Origin of the sequence: Kutzneria viridogrisea DSM 43870 (assembly GCF_000525635.1) — a bacterium.
Lineage (GTDB): Bacteria > Actinomycetota > Actinomycetes > Mycobacteriales > Pseudonocardiaceae > Kutzneria > Kutzneria viridogrisea.
In genome coordinates, this window is the sequence record NZ_CP007155.1 from 948887 (window position 1) to 967015 (window position 18129).

At 70.3% G+C, this 18129-nt stretch carries 17 protein-coding genes; 15 read left to right on the forward strand and 2 right to left on the reverse strand.

Going from position 1 to position 18129, the window contains the following annotated elements; genetic code table 11:
* The first annotated feature begins 51 nt into the window (after window positions 1-51).
* From KALB_RS04550 to KALB_RS04560, 3 genes are read left to right on the forward strand one after another with little or no spacing between them, the layout of a single operon-like run.
* The gene (locus KALB_RS04550) at window positions 52-768 is read left to right on the forward strand and encodes a response regulator transcription factor (RefSeq protein ID WP_025354542.1); all 717 of its coding nucleotides are present in this window, start codon (window positions 52-54) and stop codon (window positions 766-768) included.
* Complete coding sequence (locus KALB_RS04555) at window positions 765-2111, forward strand: sensor histidine kinase (protein WP_025354543.1); 1347 nt, start codon at window positions 765-767, stop codon at window positions 2109-2111. The genes KALB_RS04550 and KALB_RS04555 overlap by 4 nt, the downstream gene beginning before the upstream one ends.
* Window positions 2112-2114: 3 nt before the next feature.
* The gene (locus KALB_RS04560; RefSeq protein WP_025354544.1) at window positions 2115-2504 is read left to right on the forward strand and encodes a (deoxy)nucleoside triphosphate pyrophosphohydrolase; all 390 of its coding nucleotides are present in this window, start codon (window positions 2115-2117) and stop codon (window positions 2502-2504) included.
* A 51-nt stretch (window positions 2505-2555) separates the two neighbouring features.
* Here KALB_RS04560 and trpS read toward each other — a convergent pair whose 3' ends face one another.
* On the reverse strand, window positions 2556-3521 hold the full coding sequence (gene trpS, locus KALB_RS04565; RefSeq protein ID WP_025354545.1) for a tryptophan--tRNA ligase: 966 nt from the start codon (window positions 3519-3521) through the stop codon (window positions 2556-2558).
* Window positions 3522-3714: 193 nt separating this feature from the next.
* On the opposite strand from trpS, the gene KALB_RS04570 reads away from it, so the two are divergent.
* The 12 genes from KALB_RS04570 (at window position 3715) to KALB_RS47450 (ending at window position 17176) form a co-directional block, all read left to right on the forward strand.
* A complete protein-coding gene (locus KALB_RS04570) occupies window positions 3715-4017 on the forward strand; it encodes a YciI family protein (protein WP_025354546.1) in 303 nt (100 codons plus the stop codon).
* Between the two features lie 377 nt (window positions 4018-4394).
* Window positions 4395-6302 (forward strand): translational GTPase TypA, encoded by a 1908-nt coding sequence (gene typA / locus KALB_RS04575; protein WP_025354547.1) that lies wholly within the window; start codon window positions 4395-4397, stop codon window positions 6300-6302.
* 214 nt (window positions 6303-6516) lie between these two features.
* A complete protein-coding gene (locus KALB_RS04580; RefSeq protein WP_420811816.1) occupies window positions 6517-8256 on the forward strand; it encodes an ABC transporter family substrate-binding protein in 1740 nt (579 codons plus the stop codon).
* Window positions 8257-8578: 322 nt separating this feature from the next.
* The gene (locus tag KALB_RS04585; RefSeq protein ID WP_025354549.1) at window positions 8579-10405 is read left to right on the forward strand and encodes an ABC transporter family substrate-binding protein; all 1827 of its coding nucleotides are present in this window, start codon (window positions 8579-8581) and stop codon (window positions 10403-10405) included.
* Window positions 10406-10493: 88 nt separating this feature from the next.
* Window positions 10494-11492 (forward strand): ABC transporter permease, encoded by a 999-nt coding sequence (locus KALB_RS04590; protein WP_025354550.1) that lies wholly within the window; start codon window positions 10494-10496, stop codon window positions 11490-11492.
* The gene (locus KALB_RS04595; RefSeq protein ID WP_025354551.1) at window positions 11485-12444 is read left to right on the forward strand and encodes an ABC transporter permease; all 960 of its coding nucleotides are present in this window, start codon (window positions 11485-11487) and stop codon (window positions 12442-12444) included. Before KALB_RS04590 ends, KALB_RS04595 begins: the two co-directional genes overlap by 8 nt.
* Window positions 12445-12517: 73 nt before the next feature.
* Complete coding sequence (locus tag KALB_RS04600) at window positions 12518-13669, forward strand: ABC transporter ATP-binding protein (RefSeq protein ID WP_025354552.1); 1152 nt, start codon at window positions 12518-12520, stop codon at window positions 13667-13669.
* Window positions 13666-14718 carry an ABC transporter ATP-binding protein gene (locus tag KALB_RS04605; RefSeq protein ID WP_025354553.1) on the forward strand — a complete coding sequence of 351 codons (1053 nt, stop codon included), beginning with the start codon at window positions 13666-13668 and terminating at the stop codon, window positions 14716-14718. The genes KALB_RS04600 and KALB_RS04605 overlap by 4 nt, the downstream gene beginning before the upstream one ends.
* A 404-nt stretch (window positions 14719-15122) precedes the next feature.
* On the forward strand, window positions 15123-15989 hold the full coding sequence (gene mshB / locus KALB_RS04610) for an N-acetyl-1-D-myo-inositol-2-amino-2-deoxy-alpha-D-glucopyranoside deacetylase (RefSeq protein ID WP_025354554.1): 867 nt from the start codon (window positions 15123-15125) through the stop codon (window positions 15987-15989).
* On the forward strand, window positions 15986-16390 hold the full coding sequence (locus KALB_RS04615) for a hypothetical protein (protein ID WP_025354555.1): 405 nt from the start codon (window positions 15986-15988) through the stop codon (window positions 16388-16390). Before mshB ends, KALB_RS04615 begins: the two co-directional genes overlap by 4 nt.
* Complete coding sequence (locus tag KALB_RS04620; protein ID WP_025354556.1) at window positions 16383-17009, forward strand: hypothetical protein; 627 nt, start codon at window positions 16383-16385, stop codon at window positions 17007-17009. The genes KALB_RS04615 and KALB_RS04620 overlap by 8 nt, the downstream gene beginning before the upstream one ends.
* A complete protein-coding gene (locus KALB_RS47450) occupies window positions 17006-17176 on the forward strand; it encodes a hypothetical protein (protein ID WP_158510709.1) in 171 nt (56 codons plus the stop codon). The genes KALB_RS04620 and KALB_RS47450 overlap by 4 nt, the downstream gene beginning before the upstream one ends.
* A 164-nt stretch (window positions 17177-17340) precedes the next feature.
* Here the strand turns inward: KALB_RS47450 and KALB_RS04625 are convergent, their stop codons facing one another.
* On the reverse strand, window positions 17341-18063 hold the full coding sequence (locus tag KALB_RS04625) for a GNAT family N-acetyltransferase (protein WP_025354557.1): 723 nt from the start codon (window positions 18061-18063) through the stop codon (window positions 17341-17343).
* Between the last annotated feature and the right edge of the window lie 66 nt (window positions 18064-18129).

Sequence of the window (18129 nt, forward strand, 5' to 3'; positions counted from 1 at the left end):
AGGAGCTGAGAGAGCACTGAGACGGCGAGCGCGGACGGGCGGGCTGCCGTCATGCTGTGCAGCGTGAAGCCACGGGTACTCGTCGTGGACGACGAGATTGGGGTGCGTCGGGCGCTGGAACGCGGCCTGACCGCCGAGGGCATGGACGTGGTCTGCGCCGCGGACGGGCCGACCGCGCTGCGGGCCGCCCTCACCGGGGCGTTCGACGTGGTGCTGCTGGACATCATGGTGCCCGGCCTGTCCGGCTACCGGGTGCTGGAGCGGATGCGCGCCGAGGGCGTGGACACCCCGGTGCTGATGGTCTCCGCAAAGGACGGCGAGGTGGACCAGGCCGACGGGCTGGACCTGGGCGCGGACGGCTACCTGGTGAAGCCGTTCTCCTTCGTGGTGCTGGTGGCCCAGGTGCGCGCGCTGCTGCGCCGCGGCTCGGGGGAGCAGGCGACGCACCAGCTGCGGGTCGGCGAGCTGCTGATCGACCGGCCGACCAGGCAGGTGCTCTGGGCGGGGGAGCCGGTGCCGCTGAGCCCGCGCGAGTTCGCGGTGCTGGAGGTGCTGGCCAGCCGGGCGGGCTCGGTGGTGACCAAGGACGAGCTGCTGCGCGCGGTGTGGGGCGACGAGCTGGCCGCCACGCGCAACGCCGTGGAGGTCTACGTGGGCTACCTGCGGCGCAAGCTGGACTCGGTGGGGGCCGGTGACGTGGTGCGCACCGTGCGCGGGCACGGCTACATGGCCAGCAGCGCCGACCTGGACACCGTCTTCAGCACATGAACCCACGCCTGTGGTGGCGGCACCGCGCACTGCGCACGAGGATCGCGCTCGCGGCGACCGTCGCGGCCATGGTCTTCCTGTTCCTGCTGGCCAGGACGGCCTCGTGGGCGATCGGCACGCTGCTGATCAACGCCGCCGACACCGAGCTGAGCTCCGCACTGGACCAGGCCGTGCCCGAGGTCGTGGCTGGTCAGCAACTGCACAGCACGCCGATCGACGTGCAGCTGCGTGTGCTGGACAGCGCCGGGGCACCGGTGGACGGCCGCCCGGCCCCGCAGTTGGACGCGGCCGAGATCGAGCAGCTCAAGTCCGGCCGGAGCCTGTTCCGGGAGAACGACGACCCGCCACACCGCTGGCTGGGACGGGTCGTCTACGACCCGCGGGGCACGCCCCGGCTGGTGGCGGCCGGTGCCGACCTCGTCGGCTACGCGCACGCCCGCCAGACCGGCGGCCGGTGGCTGACCATCGCCGGGCTGGTGGCATCAGTGCTGGTCGGCGGGGCGACCTGGGTGGTCGTCGGCTGGTCGATGTACCCGGTGCGGCGGATGCGCGAGGTGGCCGGTGCCCTGCCCGCGGGCCAGCGGCTGCCCGTGCCGGAGGCCCGCGACGAGCTGCGCACCCTCGCCGAGTCGCTCAACGACCTGCTCGCCCGCCGCGACGAGGCCAACGAGCGGCTGCGGCGGTTCACCGGGGACGCCGCGCACGAGCTGCGCTCGCCGGTGGCCTCGATCCGCGCGCAGGCCGAGGTCGCCGTGGCGCACCCCGACCCCGAGTTCGCCCAGGAGGTGCTGGCGGCCGTCACCGCCGAGTCGGAGCGGATGTCCACGCTGGTCGACGACCTGTTGTCGCTGGCCCGCACGGACGCGGGCGAGGTCCGTCCCGGCCAGCGCGTGGACCTGGCCGAGGCCGTCGCGTCGGCGATCGACCGGCTGCCCAGGGGCGGGCCCGCCGTGGTGCTGGCGACTCCGCGCGCCGGGGTGTCGGTGCACGCCGCGCCCGGCGAGGTCGACCTCGTGCTGGACAACCTGTTGCGCAACGCCGTGCGCTACGCCCGCGCGCAGGTCAGGGTGCTGGTGCTGCCCGCGGGCACGAGTGTGCGGCTGCTGGTGGACGACGACGGCCCCGGCGTGCCCGTGGAGCATCGGGCCCGGGTGTTCGATCGGTTCTACCGGGTGGACGACGACCGCGGGCGGGATACCGGCGGCGCCGGGCTCGGGCTGGCGCTGGTGGCCGAGGCCGTGCGGCGGCGCGGCGGCACGGTCCGGGTGATCGACTCCCCGCAGGGTGGCGCGCGGTTCGAGGCGCGGTGGCGGGCGGCCGGTGTGCTGTCGGGCAGGATCTGAGCCGTGACCGGAGTCGTCGTCGGTGCCGCCATCATCCGTGCCGGGCGCGTGCTCGCCCAGCAGCGCTCCTTCCCGAGCGAGTGCGCGGGCCGCTGGGAGTTCCCCGGCGGACGTGTCGAGCCCGGTGAGTCCGAGCGGGCCGCCGTGGTGCGAGAGTGCCACGAGGAGCTGGGCGTCGCGGTGTCGCCGGGCCGCCTCATCGGTGGTGACCTGCCGCTGGCCAACGGCATGGTGCTGCGGGTCTACACCGCGAGCCTGGACGACCCCGCCAGCGAGCCCGCCGCCGTCGAACACCGGGCCGTGCGCTGGGTGGCCGCGTCCGAACTCGACGAGCTGCCCTGGTTGGACGCCGACCTGGCGTTGCTGCCGGACCTGCGAGCGCTGTTGTCATGAAAGTGCCGTATGCGACATCAGATGTCGCATACGGCACTTTCATGACATGCCTCAGCCCAGACCGGCGGCCGCCAGCGCCGCGTCCAGGCGCTTGCCGCACCGTTCCCGCGCCAGCTCCGCCCCCGCCGCGCGCACCGCGTCCAGCTCGGCCGGGTCGGCCAGCAGCTCGGCGGTCCGCTCCCGAACCGGCCCCAGCTCGGCCAGCACCGCCTCGGCGGTGGCCTCCTTCAGCTCCCGGTACGACCCGAGCCCGGCGGCGGCCCGCTCCGGCGTGACACCGGTGCAGGCGGCGAGGATCTCCAGCAGGTTGGCGACACCCGGCTGGCCCTCGGGGTCGTAGCGGACCTCGCCGAGGTTGTCGGTGACCGCGCGCCGGAACTTGCGCCGCACCACCTCGGGCGGGTCGAGCAGGTAGACCACCCCGTTGCCCTCGGCGGAGGACTTGGACATCTTGCGCGTCGGGTCGGCCAGGTCGCGCACCCGTGCCGCCGCGGCGGGCAGCACCCCGCGGGGCACCACGAACACCTCGCCGTACGTGCTGTTGAACCGCTGCGCCAGGGTGCGCGCCAGCTCCACGTGCTGGCGCTGGTCCTCGCCGACCGGCACCTCCTCCGTGCCGTGCAGCAGGATGTCGGCGGCCATCAGCACCGGGTAGGTCAGCAGGCTCAGCCGCACCGACTCCCGGCCCGCGCCCTTCTCCTTGAACTGGATCATGCGCTGGGCCTCGCCGAAGGTGCAGGTGCACTCCAGCAGCCAGGTCAGCGCCATGTGCTCGCGCACCAGGTCGGACTGCACGAACAGCGAGTCGGCCGGCACGCCCGCGGCGAGCATGACGGCCAGCAGTTGGCGGGTTCCCGAGCGCAGCCGCTTCGGCTCGTGCGCCAGGGTCATCGCGTGCAGGTCGCTGACGAAGTACAGGTCCCCGGGACCCGCTTCGGCGGCCCAGCGGCGCACGGCACCCAGGTAGTTGCCCAAGTGGATGTCACCCGACGGCGTGATGCCGGACAGCCTGGTCATCGGTCCTCCTCGTGAGTGGGGTCACCCGCGAGCTGTGAGGCCGGTCACCGCCAGGCCGCCTCGCGGGCGGCCTGCGGTAGTGGAGCGCGCGCAGTCAGGGCCGCCGGTCGGCGACCCGCCAGAAGGCTGAAGTACTGCGCACGTCACTATTCTAGCAGACCCGGAACCACCATTCCGGGTTTATCTTCGGGCTATGTACATCGTGCTGCTCAACTACAAAGCCCCGTTGGAAGAAATCGACTACGTGCTGCCCGACCACTGTGCCTGGCTGGACCGCCAGTACGCGCTGGGCTACTTCCTCGCCTCGGGCCGCAGGGCCGGGCGCACCGGTGACGTGTTCATCGCGCGGCCGATGACCAGAGAGAAGCTCCTCGCCGTGCTGGCCACCGACCCTTTCGTGCTAAAACGCCTGGCCAGCCACGAGGTGGTGGAGTTCGAGGCGACCAGGACGGCACCTGATCTGATCATCCACAACGAGGCGCTGCGGGCCGGCTGACGCGGGTACGGGAACCGGTCGTCGACGAACCGACGGCGTGAGGTACGGCTGGGTGTTGCCGCCTGGACCGCCCCGGCCGGTTCCCTGAGAACACTAGCGCTTTTCGTGTTCTTTCTTTTTCTTTTCCTTGAGCAAGGCGAGAACTGGACACCGCTTGCAACGCGGTGTGGACCGGCAGCACTTCTTCTTGACTTTCTTTTTGCCCACCTGGTCGCTCCCGCCGTCGAGTGACGCCAGGATAGGTGAGGCTGACCTCACTCCGTGTGCGCTGCGGGGAACCGCCGCCCAACCGGTACGCTGGGAAGGGTCACGCGCGCGGGTCAGCTGTCCGCTCCGCCGGTGCCCACCACCCACTCGCAAAGCTCTAGGAGTCCCGCGTGCCCACGGCAACCGCCCCCCACGCGAGTCAGCACATCCGGACCGATCTCCGCAACGTCGCGATCATCGCGCACGTCGACCACGGCAAGACCACCCTGGTCGACGCCATGCTGCGGCAGTCCGGTGCTTTCTCGGCCCGTGCCGAGCTGGTCGACAGGGTCATGGACTCCGGCGAGCTCGAGCGCGAGAAGGGCATCACCATCCTCGCGAAGAACACGGCGGTGCGCAGGCACACGCCGGACGGGGACATCACCATCAACGTGGTCGACACCCCCGGTCACGCCGACTTCGGCGGCGAGGTGGAGCGCGCGCTGTCCATGGTCGACGGCGTGCTGCTGCTGGTCGACGCCAGCGAGGGCCCGCTGCCGCAGACCCGCTTCGTGCTGCGCAAGACCCTGGCCGCGGGCCTGCCCGTCGTGCTGGTGGTCAACAAGGTGGACCGCCCCGACGCGCGCATCGCCGAGGTCGTCGAGGAGACCCACGACCTGCTGCTGGACCTGGCCACCGAGGTCGGCGCGGACGACTCCGTGCTGGACGTGCCGGTCATCTACGCCTCCGCCCGCGCGGGCAAGGCCAGCCTGACCCAGCCCGAGGACGGCGGCCTGCCCGACAGCGACAGCCTGGACCCGCTGTTCGACGTGCTGCTGGGCCACGTGCCCGCCCCGCGCGGCGACGCCGAGGCCCCGCTGCGCGCCCTGGTGACCAACCTGGACGCCAGCGCCTTCCTCGGCCGCATCGCGCTGTGCCGCATCCACGCGGGCAAGATGCGCAAGGGCGAGTTCGTCGCCTGGTGTCGCGAGGACGGCAGCACCCAGCGGGTGAAGATCACCGAGCTGCTGATCACCGAGGCGCTGGACCGCGTGCCCGCCGAGGTGGCCAGCGCGGGCGACCTGGTCGCCATCGCGGGCATCGACGAGATCACCATCGGCGACACCCTGGCCGACGCGGACACCCCGGAGCCGCTGCCCCGGATCACGGTGGACGAGCCGGCCATCTCCATGACCATCGGTGTGAACACCTCCCCGCTGGCCGGTCGCAACGGCGGCACCAAGCTGACCGCCCGCCTGGTCAAGGCCCGGCTGGACGCCGAACTGGTCGGCAACGTCAGCGTGCGCGTGCTGCCCACCGAGCGCCCCGACACCTGGGAGGTGCAGGGCCGTGGTGAGCTGGCGCTGGCCATCCTGGTCGAGCAGATGCGTCGCGAGGGCTTCGAACTGACCGTGGGCAAGCCCCAGGTGGTCACCAGGGAGATCGACGGCAAGCTCTGCGAGCCCTACGAGCGGCTGACCGTGGACACCCCCGAGGAGCACCTCGGCGCGGTGACCCAGCTGCTGGCCAACCGCAAGGGCCGCATGGAGAACATGGACGGCCACGGCACCGGGCGCATCAAGCTGGACTACGTGGTGCCCGCGCGCGGCCTGATCGGCTTCCGCACCGAGTTCCTCACCGAGACCCGTGGCACCGGCATCGCCAACCACGTGTTCGAGGGCTACTTCCCGTGGGCGGGCGAGATCCGCACCCGGCACAGCGGTTCGTTGGTGTGCGACCGCACCGGCTCGGTCACCAGCTACGCGATGTTGCAGCTGGCCGACCGCGGCACCTTCTTCGTGGAGCCCGGCGCGGACGCCTACGAGGGCATGGTCGTCGGCGAGAACCCGCGTGCCGAGGACCTGGACGTCAACGTGTGCCGGGAGAAGAAGCTCACCAACATGCGGCAGTCCTCCGCCGACGTGATGGAGACCCTGGCCCGCCCGCGCAAGCTCTCGCTGGAGGAGGCGCTGGAGTTCTGCGCCAGCGACGAGTGCGTGGAGGTGGCCCCGAAGGTGGTCCGGGTGCGCAAGCTGATCCTGGACAGCACCACCCGCGGCCGCGAGCGCTCCCGCGCCAAGGCCCGCGATAGGGCCTGACACCTGCGCTGATACGCCGATGGGCCCCTCACCGAGGGGCCCATCGGCGCAATCGGGTGACACGCGATACCGTCCCAGCACCCGCTGGCAGTGAACCTGGACCGCCCGCCGAACGTCTCACCCTCGGTGCGCCCGGCTCCGGTTTATCCGCGGGCGCGGTGTCAGGGGTCTCTGGCACCCTCGATCGTGCTGGTCAGCAGGGGAGTTTCGGGAGGTGTCGGCGTTGGCGTCACGAGTGCGGCCGGTCTGGCTGCTCGTGCTGCTCGGCGTGCTGCTCGCCGCCTGCACCAACTCCCCGCCGCCCCCGCTGGTCAACTCCCCGGTGGCGAGCACCCAGCCCAGCCAGCCCGCCGACCCGACCCAGGTCGTGGTCGGGGTGGACAGCGTGGCGGGCGGCTACAACCCGCACCTGCTGGCCAACCAGACCACGGTGGCCAGGACCCTGGGCGAGCTGGTGCTGCCCTCGGTGTTCCGCTCCGCCCCGGACGGCACCCCGCAGCTGGACCAGACGCTGATGAACTCCGCCGAGGTGACCTCGGCCGAGCCGTACACGGTGACCTACACGATCCGCAAGGACGCGGCCTGGGGCGACGGCCCGCCCATCGCCGCGGAGGACTTCGCGTACCTGCGGGACAACATGCGCAGCCAGCCGGGTGTCGCCGACGCCTCGGGCTACAAGCTGATCACCAGCGTGTCCGGGCGGGACGGCGGGCGCACGGTGGAGGTGGTGTTCAGCAAGCCCTACCCGGGCTGGCGCACCCTGTTCCACGACCTGCTGCCCTCGCACGTGCTCAAGGACGCCCCGGGCGGCTGGGCCGCCGCGCTGACCGAGACCTTCCCCGCCGCGGGCGGACCGTTCTCCATCAAGCGGCTGGACCCCGAGCGCGGCGAGATCATCCTGCAGCGCAACGACCGGTACTGGGGCCCCTCGACCAAGCTCCAGCAGATCATCCTGCGCAAGGCCGACCCCTCCGGGCTGGTCAAGGCGCTGACCGGCGGCGACGACCAGCTGGGGCTCTTCCCGGCGACGAAGTCCACCAGCGACGCGCTGGCGGGCGGGAACCACACACTGGCCGTGTCCACCGTGCCCAACCCGGTGCTGGTCCAGCTGCTGCTGCGGCCGAGCACCCCGCTGATGGCCAACCCGAAGATCCGGGCCGCCGTGGCCGCCGCCTTCGACCGGGATTCGCTGATCTCGCTGGGCACCGGCGGCGGACCGGCCGGGCAGCTGCGCGCGGACTCGCTCGTGCTGGCGCCCTCGCGGCCCGGCTTCGTCCCGACCATCCCCGGCGGGGGCTCGCCCGCCAAGCCGGACCCGGCCAAGGTGGAGCAGTCGCTGACCGAGGCCGGGTACGCCAAGACCGGTGGGGCCTGGCTCCGGGACGGCCAGCCGCTGAACCTGGTGATCGGTGTTCCCGGGGACCGCGAGCCCTATTCCGGACTGGCGCGGCTGGTGCAACAACAACTCACCGCGGCCGGTATCGGCAGCCGGGTGTTGAACACCAACGGTGACCAACTCTTCAGCAAGGTCATCACCGCGACCCCGACCCCGACGAGCACCACGAACGCCGCCGCGACCGGTGATTCCGACAGTCTCGTGGACATCGTTATTGCCCCCCAACCGGTCAGTGGTGATCCGGCGACGGATTTGGCATCCGCGTTCGGTTGTCGCACCGGACTTCCCGATGGCACGAGTTCTCCGGCCAATGCCGCGGGATTCTGTGATCGAGAACTGCAGCCCGCGATCGAGGCCGCACTGACCGGTGCCATGCCCCTGTCCGACGCGCTGGCAACCATCGAACCCGCGCTGTGGAAGCAGAACATCGCCATCCCGCTGTTCCAGCTCGCCGACGTGCTCGCGGTGCGGCCGGAGCTGTCCGGGGTGAGCGTGGGCCCGCCTCTGGTCGGTCCGTTCGCCGGTGCGCCGGAGTGGCAGCGATCAGTGCGCCGCTGAGGCTTCGCGTGATCTGATAGTACTGTTGAGAAACTGTTAATCAGGGTGCCCTTACCCGCGTTCCGTCAATTTCAACTCTTGACAGTTATCAGGCCGTTTGGCGGCGTGACGAACCCGGCCGGTAACGGACCCATTGCTACGCGCTGTCACCGTGTCACCCTTTGGTCACGATCATCGTCCGACCAGTGACCCACGGGTATTCGGCTTCTTACGGTGCCTGACACGGCGCTGAAGGTCGAGCTTGTGATGCGTCGATGGTTCCCGGGTGTGTACGTAGACCTGATCCGGTCACGGCCGCCCCGTGCTAGGAGGGCACGTGTCAATGAGGAGATCCAAGGCAATCTCCGCGGTCGCGGCGATCGCGGGCGCGGCACTCGTGCTGACCGCCTGCGGCAGCGGCGGTGGCGACTCCGCTGGTGGCGGCGACGTCACGCAGAACGCCGACCCGGGTTCGATCGGTGGGGCGGACCAGGTCTACCACCGGCCGCAGGTCAAGGACATCGGTGAGGTCAACGTGGCTGTGGAGGAGAACTTCCACAACTACAACAACTTCATCGGCGCCACCAACAACTTCGCGAACACGCTGGGCACCACCCAGACCCTGCCCTCGCCCTTCTTCACCGACCTCGACAACGGCAAGCTGGTCGTCAAGATCGACGGCGACCTGATGGACTCGGTCAAGGTCACCTCCACCGCCCCGCAGGTGGTCGAGTGGAAGATCAACCAGAAGGCCGTGTGGTCGGACGGCCAGCCCTTCGCCTGCAAGGACTTCTACCTGCGCTGGCTGGCCAGCTCCAGCAAGGCCCAGGACGCCAACGGCGGCTCGATCTGGGACACCTCGCCCACCGGCTACGAGAACATCTCCAAGCTGGAGTGCTCCGCGGACGGCAAGACCGTCACCACGACCTTCTCCACCCCGTTCGCCGACTGGCGCTCGCTGTTCTCCAGCGGCGGCAGCGACGGCCTGCTGCCCGCGCACGTGCTCGAGGCCAAGACCGGCATCCCGGACATCACCAAGGTCACCGACGCGGACAAGGACTCCGTGAAGAAGGCGGCCGAGTTCTGGACCAAGGGCTGGCTGAACTTCGACAAGGCCGTGGACCTGTCGGCCGGGCCGTACGTCATCACCCAGAGCGACCTGACCAACCTCACGGTGCTGGAGCGCAACCCCAAGTGGTGGGGTCCGCAGGGTGGTCCGGCGAAGATCGTCATCAAGACCAACACCGACGCCGCCTCTGCCGCCCAGCAGCTGCAGAACAAGGAAGTCCAGGTCATCGCGCCCCAGGCGGACAACAACGTCGCCCAGACGCTGCGCCAGGACTCCAGCTCGTACACCGTCTACGCCGCCTCCGGTCAGACCTTCGAGCACCTGGACTTCAACCTCGCCGACCCGATCCTCAAGGACATCGAGGTCCGCAAGGCGATCGCGCAGTGCGTGCCGCGCCAGGGCATCGTGGACAACCTGGTCAAGGACGTGACCCCGTCCGCGGTCGCGCTGGGCAACCTGATCTTCATGCCGAACGAGGTCGGCTACAAGGACAACTACAGCGACCTCAAGGGCACCAGCGGCCAGTCCGGTGACGCCGGTATCGCCGAGGCCAAGAAGACGCTGGAGGCCGCTGGCTGGAAGCTGGGCGGCGACGGCATCTACGCCAAGGACGGCAAGAAGCTGACCGTGAAGATCGGCCACAAGATCGTCCAGCGTCGTGCCGACACCGTGCGCCTGATCCAGGCCGCCTGCCACCAGGCCGGCGTGGACATCCAGGACGACCAGGCCGCCGACTTCAACTCCAAGCGGCTGCCCGCCAGCGAGTTCCAGTCCGCGCTGTTCGCCTGGATCGGCCAGCCCAACAAGGCCGGCCTGTACGGCAACTACGCCGCCAAGGACGACGGTGGCTCGGCGAACTACCAGAACCTGAACGACAAGGCGATGGACAAGCTGTTCAAGGACGCCAACCAGGAGCTGGACTACAAGAAGCGCATCGACAAGCTCAACGCCGTGGACAAGGCCATCCACGACGACTACGCGAGCGTGCCGCTGTTCCAGCTGCCCGACTTCGCCGCGTCGATCTCCTCCATCGGCCCGATCAGCTACGTCGGCGTCTCCGGCGGCGTGCTGTGGAATGCCGAGACCTGGCAGAAGAAGTAGCTCCCAGTCAGGGCCTTGACAAGGCCGTCACCGGGTGCGGGGTCGACGTGAACAGCGTCGGCCCCGCACCCGGTCAAGGAGGACCCCCGTGTTCCGTTTCATCATCCGCCGGGTGCTGATCTCGATACCGATGCTCGTCCTGGCGTCGTTCCTCTGCTTCGCGCTGACCACGGCCATGGGTGATCCCCTTGGTGAGTGGAAGCTGCAGAAGCCCCGCAGCCCCGGCGAGATCGCCAACGCCGAGGCCGCAGCGGGCACCAACAAGCCGTTCCTGGAGCGGTACGGCAACTGGGTCGTCAACTTCGTGCAGGGCGACTGGGGCAAGCAGGTCGTGCCGGGCAGCACCGGCCTGCAGGTGGAGCCCGCCGTCATGCAGGCCATGGGCACCACCGCCAAGCTGGTCATCGGCGCCGAGATCATCGCGCTGGTGCTGGGCATGGCCGTGGGCGTCATCGGCGCGGTCCGGCAGTACTCGCTGTTCGACTACACGGCGACCGGACTGGCCTTCACCATGTTCTCCATGCCGCTGTTCTGCGTGGCACTGGTGATCAAGAGCGGTGGCATCCAGCTCAACGACTGGCTGGAGAAGGTCGGTCTCGGCAGATGGATCATCACAGCCGGACCACCGGGCGCCGGGTTCTCCGGCAGCCTCGGCACCCAGATATACCAGTACACCGGGGCCTACGTGCTGCCCACGATCTGCCTTGTGGTCATCCAGTTCGCGCTCTACAGCCGGTTCCAGCGCGCCTCCATGCTGGAGGTGCTCAACGCCGACTACGTGCGCACCGCTCAGGCCAAGGGCATCTCCCAGGCCCGCGTGGTGTTCCGGCACGCCTTCCGCAACGCGCTGATCCCGATCGCCACGGTGGCGGCGCTGAACTTCGGCGGGCTGGTCGGTGGCGCGGTGATCACCGAGACGGTGTTCGGCTGGTCGGGCATGGGCAAGCTGCTCGTGGACGCCATCACGCAGATCGAGCCGTACATGGTGCTGGGCCTGATGATGATGGCCGCCTTCTTCATCGTGGCCTTCAACCTCGTCGCGGACATCGTGTACGCCTTCCTTGACCCGAGGATCCGCCTTGACTGACGCCACCATCGCCACCACGGGCGCGACCCCAGCGCCGAACTCGGGCACCAGCCAGTTCGACTCGGACTCGGCGCGCAGCCAGTGGAAGGTCGTGCTCAAGCGCTTCATGCGCCACCGCGCGGCCGTCGCCGGGTCCGCGCTGTTCATCCTGCTGGTGCTGTTCGCCTTCTTCGGCAGCTACGTCTGGAAGTACAGCTACCAGCAGCTCAACCTCGGCCGGTACCTGCCGCCCAGCGCCGATCACCCGTTCGGCACCGGGCACCTGGGCGAGGACATGCTCTCCCAGATCATCCGGGGCACCCAGTTCTCCTTGCAGATCGCCATCATCGTGGCGGTGGTCGCCACGTTCATCGGCGTGATCCTCGGCGCCGTGTCGGGCTACCGCAGGGGCTGGGTGGACAGCCTGATCAACCGGGGCATCGATCTGGTGCTGGTGCTGCCGCCGTTCGTCATCGCCGCGGCGATGACCCGCAGCACCTTCCTGCTGGAGGCCACCAAGACCGGCAGCCAGTCCAGCAACTGGTTGCTGGTGGCCATCTTCATCAGCCTCATCAGCTGGATGTCCATCGCCCGCACCGTGCGCGCCATGGTGCTCTCCCTGCGGGAGAAGGAGTTCGTGGAGGCCGCCCGCGCGCTGGGCGGGTCCACCCCGCGCATCGTGTTCCGGCACATCCTGCCCAACACCATCGACGTGATCATCGTGAACACCACGGTGACCATCGCCCAGGCGGTGTTGCTGGAGGCGGCGCTGTCGTTCATCGGTCTCGGCGTGCAGTCGCCGGACACCTCGCTCGGCCTGCTGATCAACCAGAACAAGAACGAGCTGACCCAGCACCCGTGGCTGTTCTTCATCCCGTTCGCGTTCATCGTGGCGATCTCGCTGTCGGTCAACTTCATCGGTGACGGCATGCGCGACGCGTTCGACCCCAGGCAGAGGAGGGTTAAGGCGTGAGCGAGCTTGCGAGCGAACCATTGGGCACAGGGCCGACGCGAAGCGTCGCGCCGAGCGTTAGCGAGGTGCGGCGATGAGCGTCAGCGAGCAGGTGCTTGGTGAGCCCGGCGCGCCGACGTCGGAGAAGCTGCTGGTCGTGGAGAACCTCTCAGTGGACTTCGGCACCGAGGACGGCGTGGTGCACGCGGTGCGCGACGTGTCCTTCTCGCTGGGCTCCGGAGAGGTACTGGGCATCGTCGGCGAGTCCGGCTCGGGCAAGTCGGTGTCCTCCATGGCGATCATGGGGCTGCTGCCCCGCACCGCCGAGGTGACCGGCTCCATCCGGTTCCGGGACAACGAACTGGTCGGCCTGAACTTCAAGGAGATGCAGCCCTACCGGGGCAACGGGATCTCCATGATCTTCCAGGACCCGATGACCTCGCTGAACCCGGTCTACACGGTGGGCTGGCAGCTGGCCGAGGCGTACCGGGCGCACCACGAGGTGTCCAAGAAGGCCGCGTGGGCCAAGGCCGTGGAGACCCTGGAACTGGTCAACATCCCGCAGCCGGACCGGCGGGCGGCGCAGTACCCGCACGAGTTCTCCGGCGGCATGCGGCAGCGGGCGATGATCGCGATGTCGATCATCAACGACCCGGACGTGATCATCGCCGACGAGCCGACCACGGCGCTGGACGTCACCGTGCAGGCGCAGATCCTGGACACGCTGCTGCGCATCCGGGACGAGACGGGCGCGGCGATCATGATGATCACTCACGACCTGGGTGTCGTGGCGGGCATGGTCGACCGGGTGCAGGTGATGTACGGCGGCACGGTGGTGGAGTCCGGGCCGGTGGACGAGGTGTTCGAGACCCCGCGCATGCCCTACACGGTCGGCCTGCTGGGCTCCATGCCCAACCCGACCATGCTGGGCAAGCGGCTCACCCCGATCTCCGGGGCGCCGCCCTCGCTGATGAACCTGCCCTCGGGCTGCGCGTTCAGCCCGCGCTGCCCGCTGGTGGTCGCGCAGTGCCACGAGGTGGAGCCCCCGCTGGCCGACACCGGCAGCGGCGGTCACCACTCGCGCTGCCACCGCTGGCAGGCGCTGGCCGAGATCGACCAGCCGCAGAAGTTGTTCGCCCACGAGGAGATCGGCGTGATCGAGGACCCGGCTTCGCTGCTCGTCGCCGACCCCGAGCACGTGCTGGCCACCAACCTCGGTGAGGCTGAGGAGAACGCAGCGTCATGACCACCACCGCACAGACCAGCCCCAGCGAGGGCGCGGCCACCCAGCAGGCCCCGTTGCTGGAGGTCCGCGACCTGGTCAAGACCTTCCCGGTGCGCGGCGGCGGCATCATCCCGCGCGTCGTGGGCCAGGTGCACGCCGTGTCGGGCATCAGCTTCGACCTGGTCCCCGGCGAGACCCTGGGCCTGGTCGGCGAGTCCGGCTGCGGCAAGTCCACCACCGGGCGGGCCATCCTCCAGTTGCACAAGCCCACCTCCGGGTCGGTCAGGTTCCAGGGCAAGGAACTGACCAGGCTGGGCTCCTCGGGCATGCGCGAGGTCCGCAGGGACATGCAGATCGTGTTCCAGGACCCGTACGCCTCGCTGAACCCGCGCTGGACCGTCAACGACATCGTCAGCGAGCCGTTCAAGATCCACGGCTCGGCGGGCGGGGTCAGGCAGGCCCAGCACCGGGTCAACGAGCTGCTGCAACTGGTCGGGCTCAACCCCGAGCACCGCAACCGCTACGCCCACGAGTTCTCCGGCGGCCAGCGCCAGCGCATCGGCATCGCCCGCGCGCTCGCGCTCAACCCGAAGCTGGTGGTGCTCGACGAGCCGGTGTCCGCGCTGGACGTCTCCGTGCAGGCCGGTGTGGTCAACCTGCTGGAGGAGTTGCAGGACCAGCTGGGGCTGTCCTACCTGTTCGTGGCGCACGACCTGTCGGTGGTCCGGCACATCTCCGACCGGGTGGCCGTGATGTACCTGGGCAAGATCGTGGAGATCGGGCCGCGCGAACAGATCTACGCGGCCCCGATGCACCCGTACACCCAGGCGCTGCTCTCGGCGGTCCCGGTGCCCAATCCCAAGCAGGAGCGGGAACGCCAGCGCAACCGGATCGTGCTCACCGGTGACGTGCCCAGCCCGGTCAACCCGCCGTCGGGGTGCCGCTTCCGCACGCGCTGCTGGAAGGCGCAGGACATCTGCGCCACCGAGGAGCCCGAGCTGAAGCGCCGCGGCGAGAGCCAGTTGCTGTCGGCCTGCCACTTCGCCGAGGAGCACTCGGTGGTCGGCTGAGCCGCCCGCTGACCGGGGCCCCGCCTGTCACTCCTCGACGGGCGGGGCCCCACCGCGTTGTACGGGGTGCCTACCTGGCCGCGACTGTGCTAGCAGTACCGATGCGGGGTTGACAGGTCCGTTCGGGTGAGGGACAAATGACAGTCATCGGGGCCCGTCGAGGCCCCCGTCACGCGCGACACCACGGCGTCACGGAGACGTCACGCCCTCCTGCCAAGCTTGTTCTGGTCACCCGGGGGACGGCGAACCGAGTCGCTGCCGACATGCGGCAGGGGGGAACTCGGCACGCCGAAGCCGGTGATCTTCGAGGGGGAGTGAGGCCGCGTTCGATGATTCCCCAGTCTCCGAACGCGGTCTCCGCCTCCCATCGCGGGCCTGTCGGTCCCGGCCACTAAACTCGACCGGTGACCCTGACCGCTCCGCCACGGCTGTTGCTGGTGCACGCACACCCCGACGACGAGAGCCTGTGGACCGGAGGAACGATCGCCCGGTACGCCTCGCAGGGAGTGCACGTCACCGTCGTGACCTGCACCCTGGGCGAAGAGGGTGAGATCATCCCGAACAGCCTGGCCGAACTGCGCGCCGAGGCCGCCGACCAGCTCGGCGGCTACCGGGTGGGCGAGCTGCGCTCGGCTTGCGCCGCACTGGGCGTCAACGACCACCGCTTCCTGGGCGGCATCGGCCGCTGGCGGGACTCCGGCATGGTCGGCACCGCGGCGAACAACCACCCGCGTTCCTTCGTCTCCGGCGACCTCGCGGAGCAGACCGAACAGCTGGTGCAGGTGCTGCGCGAGGTGCGCCCGCAGGTGGTGGTCAGCTACGACCCGAACGGGGGCTACGGCCACCCGGACCACATCCGGGCGCACGAGATCACCATGGCGGCCACGGCACAGGTGTCCGAGGTGGCCAGGGTCTTCTACGCCGTGACCTCCCGGGACGCCACCGAGGCGGGCAGCGAGAAGCTGGCCTCCGTGCCCGGTGTGCCGTTCCGGCTGCCCGAGCCCGGTGAGCTGCCCGTCACCGACGACGCCGAGATCACCACCGTGGTCGAGGTGCGCGACCACAACCCGGCCAAGCTCAGCGCCCTGCGCGCGCACGCCACCCAGGTCAGCGTGTGGCAGAACGGGGAGGGCGCCGACTCCTACGCCCTGTCCAACGGCATCGCCCAGCCCGTGGTCGGCAGCGAGTACTACGTGCTGGCCAAGGGCCCCGGCGAGGGCGCCGACACCGACCTGTTCGGCGGGCTGGCCGACCTGGGGCCGATCCGGTGAGGGGCTTCGGCGACTGGTTGGTGCTGGCCGCGTTGGTGCTCGACGCGGTGCTGCTGGCTGTCGTCGAGCTGGTGTACCTGCCGCTGCGCTTCGACGGGGTGCTGCTGCCCGACCTGGGCGGCTTCCCGTTCCCGGTGACCGTGCTGCTGGCCGCGGTCAGCACCCCGCTGCTGGTGCTGGCCGCCGCCCGGCTCTCGCCGAAGCTGCCGGTGGCCGCCGCCCCGGGCTTCGCCTGGCTGCTGGTCACCCTGTGGCTGATGCTCGGCGGGCCGGGCGGGGGCTTCGGCGTCTACCCGGACTGGCGCGTCCTGGTGCTGCTCGGCGCGGGCTCGCTGCCCAGCGCCGTCGTGCTCGGCGGCGTGCTGGGCCGCGCGCAGCGGGCGGCCGGGTTCCGTGGATGACCAGCAGCTCACCGCGCTGCTGAGGCCCTTCGCCCGCGCCTCGGTGCCGGTGCTCGCCGTGCTCGCCGAGGGGGACCCGTTCGGGCTGCGCGGCCGTTCGCTGGGGGCGGTGTCCAACATCGACGGGGTCGACCCGAGCTTCCTGGTCCGGCTGGGCGGGCTGCCGGACTCCCTGGACGGCAGGCTGAGCAGGCTCACCGGCCTGCTGACGGCCGTGCCCGGGGTGGACCGTGCCGCGCTGAGCGCCGCCGCCCGTGGCCTGCTGGTCTGCTCGATCGCCGCCGAACAGGGCGCGCCCAGCACGGAGTTCCGGGTCCGCGTGCTGGCCGGGGTGCTGGCCGGGCGCGATGTGGACCCCACGCGCGCGGACGCCGAGGAGGACCGGGTCACCGCCGAGCTGACCGAGGCGCTGCCGGACTCGCTGCGCAGGCACGGCCGCTACACGGTGCGCGCCGTGGCGGGCACGCTCTGGCGGCTGGGCCGCCGAGTGGGGACGATGGTGGCGGAACCGCGCGTGCCGCTGCCGCAGCGACTGCTGCTGCGGCGGACCCGTGCCGCGGCGCAGCAGTGGATCGTGGCCAACCGCCAGGTCCAGTGGGATCCCAGGAGGCAGCAGTGACCGTGCAGCGCAACGACCACCGGCACACCACCGACCCGGTCGACTCGATCAAGAGCCTGTTCGACGAGCGGGCGCAGGAGGCCGGTGAGCCCGAGGGCGACAAGCCCAAGGCTCCGCAGATGCGCATCCTCGGCGACCTGCGCGACACGGGCAAGAAGCGGCGCTGATCAGCCGAGCTAGGTCCGCGCGGTCGCGGCGAACCTCGGCGCGTCCAGCATGTGCACGTCGGTGAACTCGGCGCGGCAGAACTGAGACTGGAGTATCACCACGAGCCGGTGAGCTCCCGCCCGGACCGGCGGCCAGCACGTCACCGAGTCGGCGTGCCGCGGCCCTACCGGGTCGTCGTCCAGTACTGGTAGCGGTGGTGCTCCGTGCAGCCCAGGCCCGCGTACAGGCTGATCGCGGCGGTGTTGTGCTCGGCCACCTGCAACGCGCACCGCGTGGCGCCCAGTTCCAGCGCCCAGTTCGCCAGCGCGGCGATCAGGTCCCTGGCCAGCCCCCGCCTGCGGAACTCGGGCCGCACCGACAGTCGCGCGATGTGCAGCAGGTCCTCGACGACAGCCCCGCGCACCGAACCCACCCCGTCGATCATGCCGAACCCGGTGGTCTTCGCCGAGGACAGCACGTGCCGCACGGGCGAGGGCGGGTCCTCGACCCCGGTGGCCAGCCGCCACCAGTCGGCCCTCGCCTCGTCCAGCACCACCGCCGCCCGCGCCGGTCCGGCCAGGTCGGCGACCCGGCCGGTCATCACCAGCGACTCCACCCCGCCGGGGTGGTCCAGGTCCAACTCCCAGCCCTGGCCAGGCAGTGCCCGTTCCAGCTCGGCGCCCACCGTGACGTGCAGCTTCGGGTCGATGCCGTGCCGCCGCGCGAACTCCGCCGCACTGCCCAGCGCCTGCCCCAGCTCCACGCCGGGGTCCCCGGCCGTCAGCGTCGAATTGGCCCGGCCGGTGAAGCCGCCCGCCGCGCGCATCCGCCACTGCCCGACCCGCTCCTCGGCCACGGCGGGCCAGGCGTCGGCGCACAGGTTCTCCAGGCTCAGCACTTCGTCCACGTCCTGAACTGTGCCTCTTGCCACATGCCGGATGCACCTGTGTTCCCGGCCACCGAGACGTACCGT

What these genes read in the sequence shown, in the direction of transcription:
- KALB_RS04550 (WP_025354542.1), top strand. Translation starts at nt 52, where the DNA reads ATGCTGTGCAGCGTGAAGCCACGGGTACTCGTCGTGGACGACGAGATT.
- KALB_RS04605 (WP_025354553.1), top strand. Translation starts at nt 13,666, where the DNA reads ATGACCACCACCGCACAGACCAGCCCCAGCGAGGGCGCGGCCACCCAG.
- KALB_RS04570 (WP_025354546.1), top strand. Translation starts at nt 3,715, where the DNA reads ATGTACATCGTGCTGCTCAACTACAAAGCCCCGTTGGAAGAAATCGAC.
- KALB_RS04555 (WP_025354543.1), top strand. Translation starts at nt 765, where the DNA reads ATGAACCCACGCCTGTGGTGGCGGCACCGCGCACTGCGCACGAGGATC.
- KALB_RS04600 (WP_025354552.1), top strand. Translation starts at nt 12,518, where the DNA reads ATGAGCGTCAGCGAGCAGGTGCTTGGTGAGCCCGGCGCGCCGACGTCG.
- trpS (WP_025354545.1), bottom strand. Translation starts at nt 3,521, where the DNA reads ATGACCAGGCTGTCCGGCATCACGCCGTCGGGTGACATCCACTTGGGC.
- KALB_RS04585 (WP_025354549.1), top strand. Translation starts at nt 8,579, where the DNA reads ATGAGGAGATCCAAGGCAATCTCCGCGGTCGCGGCGATCGCGGGCGCG.